Origin of the sequence: Aurantimonas sp. NFXS3 (genome assembly GCF_049132005.1) — a bacterium.
GTDB classification, from domain to species: Bacteria; Pseudomonadota; Alphaproteobacteria; order Rhizobiales; family Rhizobiaceae; genus Aurantimonas; species Aurantimonas coralicida.
The window spans coordinates 1,126,215-1,143,691 of the sequence record NZ_JAGDDZ010000001.1 but is presented as its reverse complement, the minus strand read 5'-3'; the positions used below and the strand labels follow the sequence as shown (position 1 = coordinate 1,143,691).

Sequence of the window (17,477 nt, the reverse complement as noted above, 5' to 3'; positions counted from 1 at the left end):
TGATAACGATCGATCGTTCTCTCATGGATGCCTCGCAATCGGAAAGGAAACCGACACGAAGCTCCAGGCAAACAATCCGCCGCCCACGCTTCTCTTTCTTCTCAATCTTCAGTTTTCAAAGAGCACGCCGATCAGATCGGCGGCGGGACATCCGGACAAGTCCGGTCATACCCCGAGGAGGGTCGCTGCAAAGCGGCTCTCGATAGATGATGACGATGGCGGCGCAAAACCGAACCGGTCAGAACAATTTGCCCCGAACCAGTTCTCAGCGGACCGTCCGGCCCGCCCCGGCGCCACCGCCGTCGTCGATGAACGCGATATAGGCCACCCCATCCGGACCTGTCAACGACCTCAGTCGCAAAAACTTCGCAAAAAGTCATTTGGTCGACCGCGGCGCCTGGCGGGCCCCGTACGGCCCCGGGACGCGGGCGTTGTTCGATGCGGTCGGCCCGGGGGTCCATCGTGCACGAACCACCGCGGAGCCTTCGCCTTCACAGGATAGGCCTGTCCCCTCCCCTGCCGGGCTGTTCGCCATGTGCGCGCTATTGGGGGGGCCGCGCGTGTCCGGATGCCGAGATGAGCCTGCGCCCAATCGGACGTCCAGCTTTCCGACATGGCCGCCGACCGGCGGGCCACCGCTCAGCCGAAGATCAGGTTCGGCACGAACAGGACGACGGACGGAAGGAGGATGAGCAGCACGGTCACCGCGACGACCGCCGCCAGGAACGGCGCCGATTCCCGGGTGTACTCGCCGATTGGACAGCGCAGGATCGAGCAGACCGCATACATCGCCGCGCCGACAGGCGGCGTGAAATTGCCGATGGTCGCGGCGATGATGAAGACGATGCCGAAATGCACCGGGTCGGCACCGAGATCGCGCGCCACCGGCAGGACGATCGGCGTCAGCATGATGATCAGTACCGTCGCATCGATGAAAAAGCCGATGACCACCACCACGACGCAGATCAGGATCATCGCGCCGGTGAGATTGTCGGTCAGCCCGACGATCCAGCCGGCGACGGTCTCGGGCACCTGCTCGAGGACGATGCCGTAGCTGAAGATCGCCGACAGGGCGATCAGGAACATCACCGAGCCGACATCGGCCAGGCTGCTCTCCAGCCCTTCGACGAAGCCCTTCATCCGCATCTTGCGATAGACCAGCACCCCGATGAACAGCGCGTAGAGCACGGCGAACGCCCCGATCTCCGACGGGGTGAAGACGCCCATGCGCAGGCCGACCAGCAGGAAGACCGGAAACAGCAGCGCCCAGATGCCGCCGGTGAAGGCCCGCGTGACCTCGGCGAATTTCGGCCGGGTCCGGCGTTGCGGCTGGTAGCCGCGCCGCCGGGCGGTCAGCCAGACGGCGAAGCCCAGCCCGATCCACAGGAGTAGCGCGGGCACGAAACCGGCGGCGAACAGCCGACCGATCGAGACCTGGCCGATCGTCCCGTAGAGGATCATGCCGATGCCCGGCGGGATGATCGGCGTCAGCACGGCGCCATAGGACAGGATGCCGGCGGTAAAGCCGCGGGTGAAGCCGCGCCTGGTCATCTCGTCGCCGAGCATGCGGCTCTGCATCGCCGCGTCGGCGATCGCCGATCCCGACACGCCGCCCATCAGCGCCGACAGCGCCAGCGAGACCTGTGCCAGCCCGCCGCGCAGCCGGCCGGTCAGCACCGAGGCGAGGTCGAGCAGCCGCTCGGTGATGCCCGACCGGTTCATGAAATTGCCGGCGACGATGAACAGCGGGATCGCCAGCAGCGCGAAATTCTGGGTCTGGGACACCGTCACCTGCACCGGAATGGTGAAGGGAAGCTCGGGATGCTGGGCGAAGAACAGCGCCCCGGAAATGCCGATCGCAAAGGCGATGGGCATGCCCATCAGGATCAGGACGACGAAGGCGATGGTGACGATCAGCATGACGGCGAAGCGCCCTCGGCGCTGACCGCGGCGCGCCGCGCGTCACGGATCTTCAGAAGCGTGGTGACGAGCAGCAGCAGGCAGCCGACCGGCAGGCTCATCGTCACCCAGGAATAGCTGATCCCGGGAATGCCCTGGAAACTGCGGGCCCGGCTGATCCAGGCGAGCAGCGTCCCGGCATAGATGCCGCAGACGAGGAAGATCGCGATCAACCCGTAATTGACGTATTCCAGCACCCGCCGCACGCCGGCGGGCACCATTTCCGGCAGGATGTCGATCGACATCAGAGCGCCCCTGCGCCACGCGATGTCGGCGCACAGGAACGAGGCCCATGCGAAGGCGCAGGTGGCCAGATCGATGGTCCAGTTGATCGGCGTGTGCATCATCCGGGCGACGCCGCCGGCGAAGATGAGCGCGACCATGGCCATCAACAGGACGCCGGCGAGGAATGCCTCAGCCCGCAGGATGAACCGATAGAGGCTTGGCATGGATCTCCCCGCCGGCGTCGCGTCGGACCGTTACTGGCCCGCCTTGATGCCGATCTCTTCCTGGACCTTGTTCTTCGCCTCGACGAGACCCAGCGTCTCGTAGGCTTTTTCGCCGGCGGCCCGGAACGCGTCCATGTCGACGTCCTCGACGATCGTCATGCCCCGCTCCTTCAGGGTCGCCTTGGCCGTCTGCGTCGCCTCCTCGATCTCCGCCGAGGTTGCCTGGCCGGCGGCGCGGCATTCCTCGACCAGCGCGCTCTGGTATTCCGAAGGCAGGCCGTCGAACCATTGCGAGCTGACCACCTGGAAATTGGTCAGGAGGATATGCTTGGTCTCGTTGGCGTGGTCGACGACCTCGTTGAGATTGGCTGCGGTGATGTTGGGATAGACGAGCTCGGCCCCGTCGATCGCCCGCTGCTGCAGGCCGGGATAGACGTCGCCGAAATTCATCGCCACCGGCTCGGCGCCCAGTGCCCGGATCGATTCCTGCCAGATCGGTGCCGGCGGGGTGCGGATGCGCTGACCGCTCAGATCCTCCGGCGTGCGCACCGGCGCATTGGTGTAGAAATTGCGGAAGCCCTGCACCCAGTCGAAGCACACGACCTTCAGCCCGTGTTGTTCGGCAAGCTCGGCCTGCCATTCCTGCATGGTGGGCGAATCCGCCAGTTTGAAGGATTCCTCCAGCGAGCCGACGAAATAGGGCCCGTTGACCACCGCGATGCCCGGGACATAGGTGCCGAGCCGCGCGGCGTCGGTGTTCTGGCCGATATTGGCGCCCTGGCGGATCTGCTCGATGATGTCTTCCTCGACGCCGAGCTGGGCGCTGTGGAAGACCTGGATCGTCAGCCCGCCATCGGTGCGCTCCTTCACCCGCTCCGCCCAGGCCTCGAAGCCCTTGTGGAACGGCTCGTTGGGGCCGAGCACATGGTTGAAGCGCAGCTCGAAACTGTCCTGCGCGAATACTGCCCCTTGCGCGAAGAGGCCGAGCCCCACCGCGAGAGACAGCGTCTTCAGATGCCTTGCCAGCACGCTCATTGTCGATCCTCCCTGTTGCGATCTCGTGGTCAGCTTGCGCCCGTCTGCGCGGGCGGCGTCGAGCCGGACCCGGCTGTTGCCGGCATCTCCAGCCCGTACCGGTCCGCAAGGGACCGGAACTCTGTCATCGTCGCCGGGTCCACCGGCGCGCCATAGGCGGTGCGCCGCTCCGCCTCGGCCCATTCGCGGTCGCCCGGCGCCATGACCTCAGCGCCGCGTGCGGTCGCGCTGGCGCGCAGTTCGCCGACATAGCGACGCATGCCGCGATCGAATATCTCCCGGTCGACGAAGGCATCGGTGCGCACCGCCATGACGAAGGCGCCGAGGCCGCGCGGGGTCGACAGGTCCGGCCCGCCCATCGGCAGGAGGTCGAAGCTCAGCCCCATGCCGCTGAGGACGGCGCTGAAGATCTCGACCAGGCCGGCAAGGCCGGCGCCCTTGAAGCCGAAGGCCGCCCCCAGCGGCGCCAGCATCTCGACCGCCGCGGGGTCCGCCGTGTTCCGGCCCTCCGCATCCGAGGCGACCGCCTCCGGCAGATCCACGCCGAGGCTCTCGTAGAGTTTGACGCGGTTGTAGGGGATCGCGCTGGTGGCCATGTCGAGCAGCCACGGCGCTCCGTCCGGGTTGGGAATGGCGCAGGCGATCGGATTGGTGCCGTGGAAGCGGCGCGCCCCGCCATGCAGCCGCACGAAGGCGTCGGAATTGCACATGACGATGCCGATGGCCCCGCGCTCGGCCGCCGCCAGCGCATAGGCGCCGGCCGGGCCGAAATGCGAGGATTTGCGGATCGCCACCGCGCCGATGCCCTGGCCGCCGGCGATCTCGACCGCCCGGTCCATGGCGCTGTAGGTGGCCAGCGCGCCATGGGCGTCGTCGGCATCGAGCGTGGCGACCGCGCCGCCCTTCGACGTGAAGGTGAGCGCCGGCCGCGGGTTGACGCGCCCCTCGCGCAGCACCGTCGCATAATGCGGCAGGAGCCGGACGCCATGGCTGTCGACGCCGCAGCGCGACCCGTGGATCATCGCGCGCGTCGCCGCGTCGGCCGTCGCCTCGTCGGCGCCGACCGCCGACAGGGCGGCCGCGCAGAAGCGGGCGAGCTCGTCGAGCCCGATGCGGGCACCGTGGCGGCCAGTCTGGTCGGCGACCGCGCTCACAGGGTCTGCCCGCCGTCGACGACCAGGATCTGGCCGGTGGTGAAGGCCGCATCGTCGGCGGCGAAATACAGCGCCGCAGCCGCCATTTCGGAGACCTCGCCAAGGCGTCCGATCGGCTGGCGCTCGGCAAATTCGCGGCGCGTCGCCTCGGGATCGGCGCTGGCCGCGATGCGGGATTCGAGCGACGGCGACGCCGTGGTGCCGGGGCACAGCGCGTTGACGCGCACGCCGGTGCGGATGACGTCCCGCGCGACCTGCTTCGTCAGGCCGATCACCGCCGCCTTGCTGGTGCCGTAGGCGGCCCGGTTGGCGACGCCGGTAATGCTGGAGGCGACCGAGGCGACATTGATGATCGAGCCGCGCCCGCGGGCGATCATCCCCGGCAATGCAGCGCGGATGGTGCGGAAACAGGAGGTGGCGTTCTGCTCCAGGCTCTTCGCCCAATCCTCCTCGCTGCAGTCGAGAATGCTGCCGTTGTGAACCCAGCCGGCGCAATTGACCAGGATGTCCAGATCACCCGCAGCGGCGATCGCCGCCTGCACGGCGTCCCGATCGGTGACGTCGAGACCGACCGGGGTGATCGACGGCGCCAGACGCGGCAGGTCGTCCATCTTGGCAAGGGTGCGGCTGGCAGCAACGACAGCCGCACCCTCCTCGGCGAACAGGAGCGCGATGGCGCGGCCCATCCCCTGGCCGGCCCCCGTCACGAATGCTCGCCGCCCTTCGAGCCGTCCGCTCATTCCCGTTCCTCCCTGCCACGAGCCCCCCGCTCGATGTCGTATGTCTACACTATACATATCAACGTCGGCGAGAAAAAGGGGGGGGGGGAGAGCCCCGACGGATAGCCGGGCGATCGCAAGCGCTTGTGACGCGGGAATGCCGACGATCGCGTCCCGGAGCGGGCATTCGGTTTGACGCCATGGGCGACATTCGAAACACTTTGGCACCGGCCGAATCCGCCGGGTTGCGAGGGAGACACGATGCCTGAGGGGCGCACCGAGAGGGTCCAGGACATCGATGCGGAGAGCGTTTCCGGCGTCACGCCGCGCCTCTATGAGCGGGCGACGCAGCTCATCGCCGAGCAGATCCGCGACGGCACCCTGCCGGCATCGGGCCACCTCACCGAATCGCTGCTGGCCGAGCGGCTCGGCATCAGCCGCGCGCCGGTGCGCCGCGCCTTGTCGGAACTGGAGCAGCAGGGCCTCGTCAAACGCGTGAAGGGCAAGGGCTATGCCGTCCTGGCCGGCAGCGTGTCGGCGCGAAAGGCCCCCTCGCCCGGCGATCCGGCGTCGCCAGCCCATGACGGCAGTCCGCTGCAATCCTCGCCAAGCTGGGAGCGGATCTATGGCGAGGTGGAGGACCAGGTGATCGCCCGGATCTCCTTCGCCAGCTGGCGGGTGAACGAAGCGCGGCTCGCCCGCCACTACGGCGTCAGCCGCACCGTGGCGCGCGACGTGGTCGGCCGCCTGCAGCAGCGCGGCGTGCTGCGCAAGGACGATCGCGGCCGCTGGTACGCACCGGCGCTGACGCCCGACCATATTGCCGAACTCTACGAACTGCGCGCGATTCTCGAGCCGATCGCCCTGACCAAGGCGGCGCCCCACGCGCCGGCGTCACTGCTGATGCAGATGCGGACCCGGCTGGAAGAGGCAATGGCGGCGGGCGATGTCACCGGCGCGACGCTCGATGCGCTGGAGAAGGACCTCCATGTCACGCTGCTCGATTTGTCGGGCACCTACGCGCTGATGCAGGCGATCACCCTGCCCCAGTCGCTGCTGATCGCCCACCGGTTCCTTTATCGCTGGACGCCGCGTCTGTTCGACGCCGAACCGTTCCTGCCCGAGCATGTGGCGGTGATCGACCATCTGCTGGCCGGCGAGACGGACAGGGCAGCGAAGGCGCTGGCCGACCATCTGATCATCTCGGGCGACCGCGCGATTTCCCGCGTCGATCTTATCCGCCGCGAGTTCGACGCCGAGGATCTGTCCTATCTGGAACGGTTGCCGGCGGATTGATGCCGACCGGGACGCCATGGCCGCCGGGCAGCTTCACGGCGCGCGACAGATCTTGCGGCGAAGAACGCCGCCGCGGCGCAACTCGCCTCAGCCCTGGTGCAGGGCTCGCTCGACCGGTGCGCTGACCGTGGTGACGAGACCGGGCCGGTTTCCGGCCTCCTCCAGCGTGCCCTCGATCTGATCGACCATCGCGCGCATCATCTTCGAGCCGAAGCCCTGATGGTCGCGCGACTTGCCGGCGCCGCGATCAGAGACGGCCAGCCGGAACCGGCCGAGATGCTGGTCGAGGCGGATCGCCAGCGGACCGGCCTTGCCGTCATAGGCGTATTTCTGCGTGTTGATCACCAGTTCGGTCATGATCAGCCCGACATGGACGGCGCGGTCGGCCGCGATCTGGACCGGCGCGAGGTCGAGCCGCGCCCGTTCCGCCCAGGCCCCGTCCATCGACGACGCAAGATCCGTCCACAGGTCGCGGATGTAGCGTGAGAGATCGACGATCTCGACGCTTTCGCCCGAATAGAGCCGCCGGTGGACGAGCGCGACCGCGTTCAGCCGGCGCTGCGCTTCCGACAGCTGGCTCTTCGTTCCCACGTCGTCGAGGTCGCGGGCCTGCATGCGCAGGAAGGCAGCGACCAGCTGCAGGCTGTTCTGGACGCGGTGATTCACCTCCCGCAGCAGGAAGCCCTTCTGCTGCAGGAGCAGCTGGTTCTCGCGCACGGTCTCTAGGAGATCGCGGTTCAGCTCCTTCAGCCGGATCGCCTGCCGACGCTCGCGCAGCAGCCGGCCGACCCGGCTGGCCGATTCCACCTCGGCGATCGACCACGGCCGCGACCGGCCGCGGACCGTGTCGCTCCACGTCTCGAAGGACGACCGCGGCGTCAGCACGGCATTCGGATCGGTCGAGGCGCCTTTGTGGGGATTGCCTGCCCATTCGACGGTCTCGATCTTCTCGGCGCGCAGCCAGATCAGGCAGATCGGCGTCTCGGTCGACAGCGAGACCGCCAGGAGACCGCTGGCCAGGGACAGGAACGCCTCGGCCTCGGGCCAATGCAGCGCCAGCCGGTCGGTGAGGAACGGAAACGGCGCCGCCTTGTCCTTCACCCACTCGCCGATCCTGCGGAGATCCGCCTCGTCCGGGCAGCGACCGAAGGTCGAGATCTGGGTGCCGGACAGGACGGCCAGGCCGTCGGCCCCCAGCATCCGGCAAAGCTCCGAGCCGGCCCCCTCCACGAAGCTCTCGAAGCTGGACTCGGGGTCGTAGAGCGCCAGCGCCGTATCCTCGCTCGCCCGGATCCGGACGCGCTCGCGGGTCAGTTCCGCCTCGTCCTTGGCGGCGATCTGCTGGGACAGCGTATGGGCGAGGATGCGGCAGGCGGTGCGGTCCGACAGCGATATAGTCTTCGCCTCGTCGTGATGACAGGCCACCAGCCCCCACAGATGCCCGTCCATGACGATGGAGATCGAGGCCGAGGCCCCGACGGCCATGTTCTGGAGGTAGCGAATATGAATCGGCGAGACGCTGCGCAGCCCGACATCGGACAGATCGACCTCCGAAAGCCCCGACTCGGCGGCCCGAATCGGCGCCGGCTCGTAGCAGACGTCGGGAATCACCCGGATCCGGTTGCGGATATAGAGGGCCCGCGCCTGCTTCGGAATGTCCGTCGCCGGGAACTGGTGATTGAGGAAGGAGACGAGATGCGCGGCTCGGTCCTCGGCCACCACCGAGCCGGCGCCGTCCTCGTGAAAGCGATAGATCATCACCCGGTCGTAACCGGTGATCGCGCGGAACTGCTGGACCGCCGCTTCGCAGAGATCGAGGAGATCATGGGTCCGGGCGAGGGCCGCACCGGCCTCCTCGATCCGGGTGAAGATACGCGCGGTGCTCGCGCCCGCACGTTCCGCGTCTTCCAGCTCGATCAGCAGATACTCGCCGGTGCGGTGCGCGACACCGTCCAGCGAGTTCTCCAGCCCGGTCACCGGATCGAGCACCGCGGAGGTCTCGTCCTCGATCCCGAGGGCGATTTCCACCGCTGCGCTGCCGATGAGACTGGCCAGCGGACGTCCGAGCCATTGCGGCGCGAGCCGGCCCTCGATGTTGCCCGCCCCGGCCACGACGTCCAGCGTCCCCCGGTCGGCGACCAGCAGCATGCCGTGCGGCTGGATGGAGCCGGGAATGTGGATCGGTTCGCGGTCGCAGAGCGTCAGCTCGTCCGCGGAGACCGCGCGCAGGGAGTCTTGCAGACTGGCGGGGATATCTGCTTTCACCTGTGGCCTCCTGTCGACGTCGGACGGGAACGTGTCACGAGCGACGGATCACTGCATGCCACCACCGAACGGGACGTTTTCCGAACGCCTGCGCACGGAAACTGCGTCACTGCATCTGCGGGTCGACACCGCCTTCAGTGCCTTCGACCTTTCAACACGGTCCGGTTATGGCGGTTTCCTGCGAGCCCATGCAAGGGCGCTGCCCGCCGTGGAGGCAATCGTCGCCGCCGGCATTTCCGTAGCCGCGACCCGTTCCCGCACCGATCTGGCGGTCGCCGATCTGCAGGAACTCGGCATCGACATTCCGCCATCGGCGCCCTTCGACGGCCCTGCGTCGCCGGTCGCGGCGCGCGGTATCCACTATGTTCTGGAGGGCTCCCGGCTCGGCGGCGCGGTGCTGCAACGCCGGGTGCCTGTCGCCTATCCGCGCCGCCTTCTGTCGGCGAGCCACGAGCGAGGCGGCTGGCGGAGCGTGCTCGCAGACCTCGATCGTTGGAGCGAAGGCCAGGACGAGACCACGATCGCCAGCGCGATTGCGGCCGCCGCCGCCTGCTTTTCCCTGTTCGAACGATCCGCCCTCGCCGAGGCCGGCTAGCCGGCCCGCCCGACTCGGCAGCCTGCCCTACTCGGCGGCCTGGCGCGCCGGCGAATCGCTTGCTTCGGCATCGTGCGGCCGCGGTCGGGCCTTGCGCCGAAGCTCGATCTCCTGCGCCCGCTTCTTGGTCAGCTCGCGATGCGCCTGGTCGCGGCCCGAGATGTATTGCTTCGGCCAGGGCTGGTTGCGGGTGTCGTACCAGGCGGCCGCCTCGCGGGCGAAATACGGGTTCCACATATGCGGACGGCCGAGCGCGACGATGTCGGCGCGGCGGGTGTGCAGGATGGTGTTCACCTGCGCCGCCTCGGTGATGGCGCCGACGGCCATCACCGCCATCTTCGGCACGTTGCGGATCGCCTCGGCGAACTGCACCTGGAACATCCGGCCGTATACCGGCGCCTGATCGGCCACGGTCTGGCCGGCCGACACGTCGATCAGGTCGCAGCCGGCATCCGCGAAGGCCTCCGAGATCGCGAAGACGTCCGCCTCGCTGATCCCGCCTTCGGCCCAGTCGGTGGCCGACAGGCGCACCGACATCGGCTTGTGCGCCGGCCAGGCCGCTCGCATCGCGGCGAAGACCTCCAGCGGGTAGCGCAGCCGGTTTTCCACCGAGCCGCCATAGGCATCGTCGCGATGGTTGGTCAGCGGCGACAGGAAGGACGCCAGCAGATAGCCGTGGGCGCAGTGCAGCTCCAGCATGTCGAAGCCGGCCCGGTCGGCCCGCTCCGTCGCCTGGACGAAATCCGCGGTGATCCGGTCCATTTCCGCGCGGTCCAGCGGCTTCGGCACCTGGCTGATGCCGTCGTGATAGGGCAACGGCGAGGCCGAGACGATCGGCCAGTTCGCCGCCTTGTCGGCCAGCGGCATGTCCATCTTCTCCCAGCCGAGCTGGGTCGACCCCTTGCGCCCGGCATGACCGAGCTGCAGCACCATCTTCGACGTCGAATTGGCGTGGACGAAGTCGACGATCCGCTTCCACTGCGCTTCCTGCGCGTCGGTCCACAGACCGGTGCAGCCCGGCGTGATCCGCGCATCGGCCGAGGGGCAGGTCATCTCGGTGAAGATCAGTCCGGCCCCGCCCAGCGCATGGGAGGAGTAGTGGACGAAGTGCCAGTCGGTCGGATTGCCGTCCGCATCGGCCGAATATTGCGCCATCGGTGACATGGCGACCCGGTTTTCGATCGTCATCTCGCGCAACCTGAACCGCGTGAACATCGGCGTTGGCCGGCTCTTGCGGTAATCCTCGCCGGTTTCGCGATAGACCCGCTCGTAGAAAGCCGTGTCGACGGCTTCCACGAAGCCGGGATCGCGCACGATCAGATTGTCGTAGGTGATCGCCTTGGCCCGGCACATCACCACCATGGCGAACTGCTCGGGCTCCATGTCCCAGGAGCGGTTCATGTGCTCGAACCAGGCCAGCGACACGTCGGCATTGTGCTGGGTGATCTGGCAGGGCGTGCGCCGCGCGTCCTCATAGGCCGCGAAGGCGGCCGGAACGCTGGACGGGCCATGGGCGACCACCGCATCCGACAGCGAGATGGCGCATTCCATGGCGAGCTTGGTGCCCGAGCCGATGGAATAATGCGCCGAGGCCTTGGCGTCGCCGAGCAGCACGATGTTGTCGTGGGACCAGCGATTGCAGAAGATGCGCGGAAACTGCCGCCAGTTCGACCGGTTCAGGAGCAGCGGATGGCCCTGCAGCTCGTCGGCATAGAGCGCTTCCAGCACCGCCTTCGACGCCGCCTCGTCCATGCCGTCGAAGCCATGGCCGCGCCAGCAGGCGTCGTCCATCTCGAAGATCCAGGTCGAGCGGCCCGCCTCGTACTGGTAGGTGTGGGCACAGATGATGCCGTGCTCGGTCTGTCGGAAAAAATAGTTGAACTCGTCCATCGGCCGGGTCGAGCCCATCCAGCAGAAGCGGTTCGACTTGATTGCCACATCCGGTTCGAAGGCCGTGCGGAAATGCTCGCGGATGCGCGAATTCACGCCGTCCGCCGCCACGACCACGTCGGAATCGGCAAAGCGCGTGGCGATCTCCTCCGGCGGTACCGACACGCCGAAATGCAGGCCGATCCCCTCCTCCCGGCAGCGCTGCTGCAGGATGGCGAGGAGCTTCATGCGCGAGATGCCGGCAAAGCCGTTCCCGGCGCAGCGCATCTCGCGCCCGTCCTTGTGGATGGCGACGTCGTCCCAATAGGCGAATTCATGGCGGATGCGGTCGAAGGACGGCCGGTCGCGCGACAGGAATTCGTGCAGCGTCTCGTCGGAGAAGACGACACCGAAGCCGAACGTGTCCTCGGCCTGGTTCTGCTCGTAGATGTCGATCGACCAGTCGGGTCGCTGCTTCTTGGTGAGCAGCGCAAAATAGAGGCCGCCGGGGCCGCCGCCGATTACGGTGATGCGCATCGCTGCTCTCCTGTAGGCGGGACCGACACCCGCAACCAGATATTTTAGAGTTAAACTATCGCCGTGGAGCGGGGCATGGGTCAAGGCGTCGCAGCCAGATTCTCGGTGCCGCCCGTCCTCACCGCAGTGCATTCACGGCCGCCGCACTGCAGCATAATTAGGCACGCCCAAAAAATCGGCCAATCCGGTTGCGAGGCACTATTTTATGTGTAAACTAATTTTCGGATCGGGGCGCAGAGGCGCCGCGCCGCATGCCGAACAAGGGGCACGGACCGCCGAGGCGGGGCCGGATCTGCCGCAGAAACTTTGCATGGAGATGCAGGAATGACAATGATCCGCACCGTCGCCCTCGGCCTTCTGGCGGCCACCGCCCTGACCGGCAGCGCGCTCGCGCAGGACGCCGCCGACGACAAGCTCAAGGTCGGCCTGATGTTCACCCTGTCCGGCCCGGCCGCGGTGCTCGGCGAGCAGGGCCGCGACGGCTTCATGCTGGCGGTCGAGACGATGGGCGGCAAGCTCGGCGGCCTCGAGACCGAGATCACCACCGTCGACGACGAGCTGAAGCCCGACATCGCGGCCAACAAGGCTCGTGAGCTGGTCGAGCGCGACGATGCCGACTTCGTCGTCGGGCCGATCTTCTCCAACATCCTGATGGCCATCGCCAAGCCGGTCACCGACGGCGGCGCCTTCCTGATCAGCCCGAATGCCGGCACCTCGAACTTCGCCGGCGCCGAGTGCAACGCCAACCTGTTCGTCTCGTCCTACCAGAACGACCAGGTCCACGAGGTGCTCGGCAAATACGCCGAGGACACCGGCTACAAGCGGCTCTTCCTGCTGGCGCCGAACTATCAGGCGGGCAAGGATTCGCTCGCCGGCTTCAAGCGTTCCTACAAGGGCGAGGTGGTCAACGAGATCTACACCCCGCTCGGCCAGCTCGACTTCTCGGCCGAACTCGCGCAGATCGCCGCCGAGCAGCCCGATGCGGTCTTCACCTTCATGCCCGGCGGCATGGGCGTGAACCTCGTCAAGCAGTACCGCCAAGCCGGCCTCGACAACATCCCGTTCCTCTCCGCCTTCACCGTCGACGAGACGACGCTGCCGGCCCAGCAGGACGCGGCCGTCGGCTTCTTCGGCGGCGCCAACTGGGCCCCGGACATGGACAACGAGCAGTCCAAGGCCTTCGTCGCCGCCTATGAGGAAAAATACGGCAGCGTGCCGGGCACCTACGCCATGCAGGCCTATGACGCGGCCCAGATGATCGACAGCGCCATCAAGGCGGCCGGCGGCGACCTTTCCGACAAAGACGCCCTTCGCGCCGGCCTGAAGGCGGCCGATTTCCAGTCCCTGCGCGGCGACTTCTCCATCGGCGACAACCACTACCCGATCCAGGACTTCTATCTGGTCAAGGTCGCCAAGCGCGACGACGGCAAGTACCAGACCCAGATCGAGCAGAAGATCTTCGACGACTACCAGGACAATTACGCCGCCGACTGCAAGATGCAGTAACCGGCAGCCTCCGGCTCCGGCTCGCCAGGTGCGGGCCGGAGCGTCAACGACCCACGTCGCGCATGCGACTTCCGGCGCGAGCCGGACCCTGCGACGAACCACACGCCCCCGCCCGGTGAACGAGCGGTCGCGGCAGCGGGACCCGGCATGCTCAATCTCTTTCTGCTCCAGGCGCTCAACGGCCTCCAGTTCGGCATCCTGCTGTTTCTGGTCGCGGCCGGCCTGACCCTGATCTTCGGGATCATGGACCTGATCAATCTCGCCCATGGCGTGCTCTACATGGTCGGCGCCTATCTGGTCGCCACCCTGACGGCCTATACCGGCGACTTCTTCCTCGGCCTCGCGCTGACCATTCCGGCGACGCTGCTCTTCGGGATCATCCTCGAAGTGCTGATCTTCCGCCGCCTCTACGACCGCGACCATCTCGACCAGGTGCTGGCGACCTTCGGCCTGATCCTGATCCTCAACGAGGGCGTCCAGATGCTGTGGGGCGCAGCCCCCATGAGCGTGCCGATCCCGGACGTCCTGTCCGGTTCGATCCCGCTGATCGGCAACATGCGCTATCCGCTGTTCCGCGTCCTGATCATCGCCGCCGGTCTGGCGACGGCCCTCGGGCTCTATCTCCTGGTCAGCCACACCCGCATCGGCATGCGGCTGCGCGCCGGCGCCACCAATGCACCGATGATCTCGGCCCTCGGCGTCGACATCCGCCGGCTCTTCATGCTGGTCTTCGCCCTCGGCGCCATGCTGGCGGGTTTTGCCGGCGCCATGGTCGCGCCGATCCTGTCGGTGCAGCCCGGCATGGGCGATTCCATCCTGATCCTGACCTTCGTGGTCATCGTCATCGGCGGCGTCGGCTCGGTGCGCGGCGCCTTCGTGGCGGCGCTGCTGGTCGGGCTGGTCGACACGCTCGGCCGCACCTTCGGTCCGATTCTCCTGCGCAGCCTCATGGACCCGTCCGCCGCGTCCCAGACCGGCCGCACCCTCGCGCCCATGCTGATCTACATCCTGATGGCCGCCGTCCTGTTCTTCCGGCCGGCCGGGCTCTTCCCGGCCAAGGGGGCGGCCCAATGAGCGCGAGCGACCTCACCCTTGCCGGCAAAACGCCCGATGTCGCGCCCCAGCGTCGCCCAAGCCGCCTCGACGGGCGCGGAACGGCGCTCGCCGCCGGGCTGATCTTCGCGACGCTGGCGCTCTTGCCGCTGCTCGCCACCGCGATCGACGACCAGTTCCTGCTGGTCACGGCGACGCGGATCATGATCTTCGCCCTCGCCGCCCTCTCCCTCGACCTGATCCTCGGCTATGGCGCGCTGGTTTCCTTCGGCCATGCCGCCTTCATCGGCCTCGGCGCCTATTCGGTGGCGATCCTCGCCGCCCACGGCATCGACGACATCCTGGTCCAGTCCGCCGTCGCGATCCTCGTCTGCAGCCTCTTCGCCTTCGTCACCGGCGCCATCTCGCTGCGGACCAAGGGCGTCTATTTCATCATGATCACCCTCGCCTTCGGCCAGATGGCGTATTTCTTCATGGTCTCGCTGTCGGCCTATGGCGGCGACGACGGCATCACCCTGACCGCTCGCTCGACGCTGTTCGGCGCGCCGGTCCTGAAGGGCAATCTGACCTTCTTCTACGTCGTCCTCGCCGCGCTTGCCGGCGCCTTCGTGACCTTGCGCGCCGTCGTCGGCTCGCGCTTCGGCCGTGTCCTGCGCGGCACCCGCGACAACCGCGTGCGGATGCAGGCAATCGGCTTTTCGCCCTTCCGCTACCAGCTTACCGCCTACGTCATCGCCGGCGCCATTGCCGGTCTCGCCGGGGTCTTCCTCGCCAACCAGGCCGAGTTCGTCTCGCCCGCCTATATGAGCTGGCAGCGCTCGGGCGAGCTCATCGTCATGGTCGTCCTCGGCGGCATGGGCACGCTGGTCGGCCCCATCGCCGGCGCCGTCGCCTTCCTCCTGCTGGAGGATTGGCTGGCCCAGATCTCCGAGCACTGGAAGCTCGGCCTCGGCATCTTCCTGGTGCTGCTTGTCCTGTTCACGCGCGGCGGCATCGCCGGCTTCGTCAGCCGCATCACGGGTCGGGGAACGCCATGACCGGACCGCTTCTCGACATCCGCAATCTGCGCAAGGCCTTCGGCGCCCTGCACGTCACCGACGACGTCAGCTTCCAGGTCATGCCCGGCGAACTCCACGCCATCATCGGGCCGAACGGCGCCGGCAAGACGACGCTGATCCACCAGCTCTCCGGCAGTCTCGCCAGCGATGGCGGTTCCGTCCATTTCGCCGGCGAGGACATCACCCGGGTCGACATGGCGGGGCGCGTCCATCGCGGACTGGCGCGCTCCTTCCAGATCACCTCGATCCTCGACGGCTTCACCGTGCTGGAAAACGCGGCGATGGCTGTGCAGGCCCGCTCGGGCTCGAGCTTCCGCTTCTTTGCCTCCGCGGCGCGCGAGACCGCGCTCAACGACGCCGCCATGGCGGCGCTTGCCCGCGTCGGTCTCGACGATCGGGCCCAACGACGCGCCGGCAGCCTGTCCCATGGCGAAAAGCGCCAGTTAGAGATCGCCATCGCTTTGGCGACCGGCGCCCGGCTGCTCTTGCTCGACGAGCCGCTCGCCGGCACCGGCCACGAGGAATCGGCGGTTCTGGTCGCGCTGATGGCCGAACTGAAGACCACCCACACCATCGTCCTGATCGAGCACGACATGGATGCCGTCTTCGCCCTCGCCGACCGGGTCAGCGTCCTCGTCTACGGCCGGCTCATCGCCACGGGCACCGCCGAGGAGGTCCGCCTCCATCCCGAAGTGCGGACCGCCTATCTCGGCGAGGAGGAGGCCGCCTGATGCTGCGGGTCGAAAATCTCCAAAGCGCCTATGGCGACAGCCGCATCCTCTTCGGCATCGACCTCGAGGTCGGCGCCGGCGAAGTCGTGACGCTGCTCGGGCGCAACGGCATGGGCAAGACCACCACGATCAACTCGATCTTCGGCCTGGTGAAGCCGCGCGGCGGCTGCGTCACCATCGATGGCGTCGATGTCACCGGCCGCCAGCCCCATGTTGTCGCCAATCGCGGCCTCGGCCTCGTGCCGGAAGGCCGGCAGATCTTCCCGACCCTGTCGGTCGAGGAAAATCTCGTTGCCACCCATCGCGCAGGCCGCGGCCCCGCCAAATGGACGCTGGCCGAGATCTACCGCCTGTTTCCCCGGCTGAAGGAGCGGCGCCGCAACATGGGCAACCAGCTCTCGGGCGGCGAACAGCAGATGCTGGCCATCGGCCGGGCGCTGATGACCAATCCCCGCCTCGTGGTTCTCGACGAGGCGACGGAAGGGCTCGCCCCGCTGATCCGCGAGGAGATCTGGACCTGCCTGACGGCCATCAAGGACGCCGGCGAGGCGATCCTCGTCATCGACAAGAATGTCGATGCGCTGGCCCGCTTCGCCGACCGCCACGTCGTCATCGAGAAGGGCCGCGTCGCCTGGACCGGCACGACGGCCGAACTCAGGGCGACCCCTGCCGTGAAGGAGCGCTTCCTTCATGTGTAGGCCAGGCACCGACCGCGGCGCCGTTGGCGCCACGCCTTTCCATTCCGCAAACAAGGAGCCACGCCCATGCCGATCATGACCGCCGGCGTCACCAAGGCCAACGAGGGGATGGACGGCATAAGCTGGAACATCCTCGGCCAGATCTACGTGCCCAAGCAGCATGCCGAGAGCTCGTTCTCCTGGCACGCGACCTTCCCGGTCGGCACCTTCGTGCCGCCGCACATCCATCCGACCCAGGAAGAGTTCGTCTACATGCTGGAGGGCCGTCTCGACGTGATCCTCGACGGACAGGAAAGCCATGCCGAGCCCGGCGATCTCGTCCGCCTGCCGCGTGGCATTCCGCACGGCCTGTTCAACCGGACGGATTCCGACGTGAAGTGCTATTTCTGGGTCTCCCCGGCCCAGCGCCTCTACGATCTGTTCTGGGCGCTCCACAATCTCGGACCGACCGCCGACCCCGCCGAGGTCGTCGCCGTCTCGGCCCAGCACGAGGTCGATTTCCTGCCGCCGCCAGACGCGGAATAGGCGGGGACAAGGGGCGCAAGGAGGCAAG

15 protein-coding genes are annotated in these 17,477 nt (G+C 67.5%); 8 read left to right on the top strand and 7 right to left on the bottom strand.

Translation table 11 applies throughout. From position 1 onward, the window contains the following. Window positions 1–639 precede the first annotated feature (639 nt). Genes J3367_RS05200 through J3367_RS05180 form a run of 5 tightly spaced genes read right to left on the bottom strand, consistent with a single transcriptional unit; the run spans window position 640 to window position 5,337 of the window. Complete coding sequence (locus J3367_RS05200; RefSeq protein ID WP_024352352.1) at window positions 640–1,920, bottom strand: TRAP transporter large permease; 1,281 nt, start codon at window positions 1,918–1,920, stop codon at window positions 640–642. Beyond that, complete coding sequence (locus J3367_RS05195; RefSeq protein WP_024352353.1) at window positions 1,914–2,408, bottom strand: TRAP transporter small permease; 495 nt, start codon at window positions 2,406–2,408, stop codon at window positions 1,914–1,916. Before J3367_RS05195 ends, J3367_RS05200 begins: the two co-directional genes overlap by 7 nt. 30 nt (window positions 2,409–2,438) lie before the next feature. Beyond that, complete coding sequence (locus J3367_RS05190) at window positions 2,439–3,443, bottom strand: C4-dicarboxylate TRAP transporter substrate-binding protein (RefSeq protein WP_029703840.1); 1,005 nt, start codon at window positions 3,441–3,443, stop codon at window positions 2,439–2,441. A gap of 29 nt (window positions 3,444–3,472) precedes the next feature. After that, window positions 3,473–4,597 (bottom strand): Ldh family oxidoreductase, encoded by a 1,125-nt coding sequence (locus tag J3367_RS05185; RefSeq protein ID WP_024352355.1) that lies wholly within the window; start codon window positions 4,595–4,597, stop codon window positions 3,473–3,475. Further along, a complete protein-coding gene (locus J3367_RS05180) occupies window positions 4,594–5,337 on the bottom strand; it encodes an SDR family oxidoreductase (protein WP_024352356.1) in 744 nt (247 codons plus the stop codon). Before J3367_RS05180 ends, J3367_RS05185 begins: the two co-directional genes overlap by 4 nt. A 240-nt stretch (window positions 5,338–5,577) precedes the next feature. On the opposite strand from J3367_RS05180, the gene J3367_RS05175 reads away from it, so the two are divergent. Next, the gene (locus J3367_RS05175) at window positions 5,578–6,612 is read left to right on the top strand and encodes a GntR family transcriptional regulator (RefSeq protein ID WP_024352357.1); all 1,035 of its coding nucleotides are present in this window, start codon (window positions 5,578–5,580) and stop codon (window positions 6,610–6,612) included. An 87-nt stretch (window positions 6,613–6,699) separates the two neighbouring features. Here the strand turns inward: J3367_RS05175 and J3367_RS05170 are convergent, their stop codons facing one another. After that, complete coding sequence (locus tag J3367_RS05170; protein ID WP_024352358.1) at window positions 6,700–8,877, bottom strand: histidine kinase dimerization/phosphoacceptor domain -containing protein; 2,178 nt, start codon at window positions 8,875–8,877, stop codon at window positions 6,700–6,702. Window positions 8,878–8,932: 55 nt separating this feature from the next. Here J3367_RS05170 and J3367_RS05165 point away from each other — a divergent pair, with 55 nt between their 5' ends. After that, complete coding sequence (locus tag J3367_RS05165; RefSeq protein ID WP_024352359.1) at window positions 8,933–9,472, top strand: biliverdin-producing heme oxygenase; 540 nt, start codon at window positions 8,933–8,935, stop codon at window positions 9,470–9,472. Between the two features lie 27 nt (window positions 9,473–9,499). Here the strand turns inward: J3367_RS05165 and J3367_RS05160 are convergent, their stop codons facing one another. Further along, on the bottom strand, window positions 9,500–11,878 hold the full coding sequence (locus J3367_RS05160) for an FAD-dependent monooxygenase (protein ID WP_024352360.1): 2,379 nt from the start codon (window positions 11,876–11,878) through the stop codon (window positions 9,500–9,502). A 324-nt stretch (window positions 11,879–12,202) separates the two neighbouring features. On the opposite strand from J3367_RS05160, the gene J3367_RS05155 reads away from it, so the two are divergent. The 6 genes from J3367_RS05155 (at window position 12,203) to J3367_RS05130 (ending at window position 17,449) form a co-directional block, all read left to right on the top strand. Beyond that, window positions 12,203–13,384, top strand: coding sequence for an ABC transporter substrate-binding protein (locus J3367_RS05155; protein WP_024352361.1), 1,182 nt, complete (start codon window positions 12,203–12,205; stop codon window positions 13,382–13,384). A gap of 147 nt (window positions 13,385–13,531) precedes the next feature. Continuing rightward, window positions 13,532–14,458 carry a branched-chain amino acid ABC transporter permease gene (locus J3367_RS05150; RefSeq protein ID WP_024352362.1) on the top strand — a complete coding sequence of 309 codons (927 nt, stop codon included), beginning with the start codon at window positions 13,532–13,534 and terminating at the stop codon, window positions 14,456–14,458. After that, complete coding sequence (locus J3367_RS05145) at window positions 14,455–15,474, top strand: branched-chain amino acid ABC transporter permease (protein WP_024352363.1); 1,020 nt, start codon at window positions 14,455–14,457, stop codon at window positions 15,472–15,474. The genes J3367_RS05150 and J3367_RS05145 overlap by 4 nt, the downstream gene beginning before the upstream one ends. Continuing rightward, window positions 15,471–16,226, top strand: coding sequence for an ABC transporter ATP-binding protein (locus J3367_RS05140; protein ID WP_024352364.1), 756 nt, complete (start codon window positions 15,471–15,473; stop codon window positions 16,224–16,226). Before J3367_RS05145 ends, J3367_RS05140 begins: the two co-directional genes overlap by 4 nt. Continuing rightward, window positions 16,226–16,924, top strand: a complete 699-nt coding sequence (locus J3367_RS05135; protein WP_024352365.1) for an ABC transporter ATP-binding protein — start codon at window positions 16,226–16,228, stop codon at window positions 16,922–16,924. The genes J3367_RS05140 and J3367_RS05135 overlap by 1 nt, the downstream gene beginning before the upstream one ends. A gap of 66 nt (window positions 16,925–16,990) precedes the next feature. Further along, window positions 16,991–17,449, top strand: a complete 459-nt coding sequence (locus J3367_RS05130; RefSeq protein WP_009209331.1) for a cupin domain-containing protein — start codon at window positions 16,991–16,993, stop codon at window positions 17,447–17,449. The last annotated feature ends 28 nt before the right edge of the window (window positions 17,450–17,477 follow it).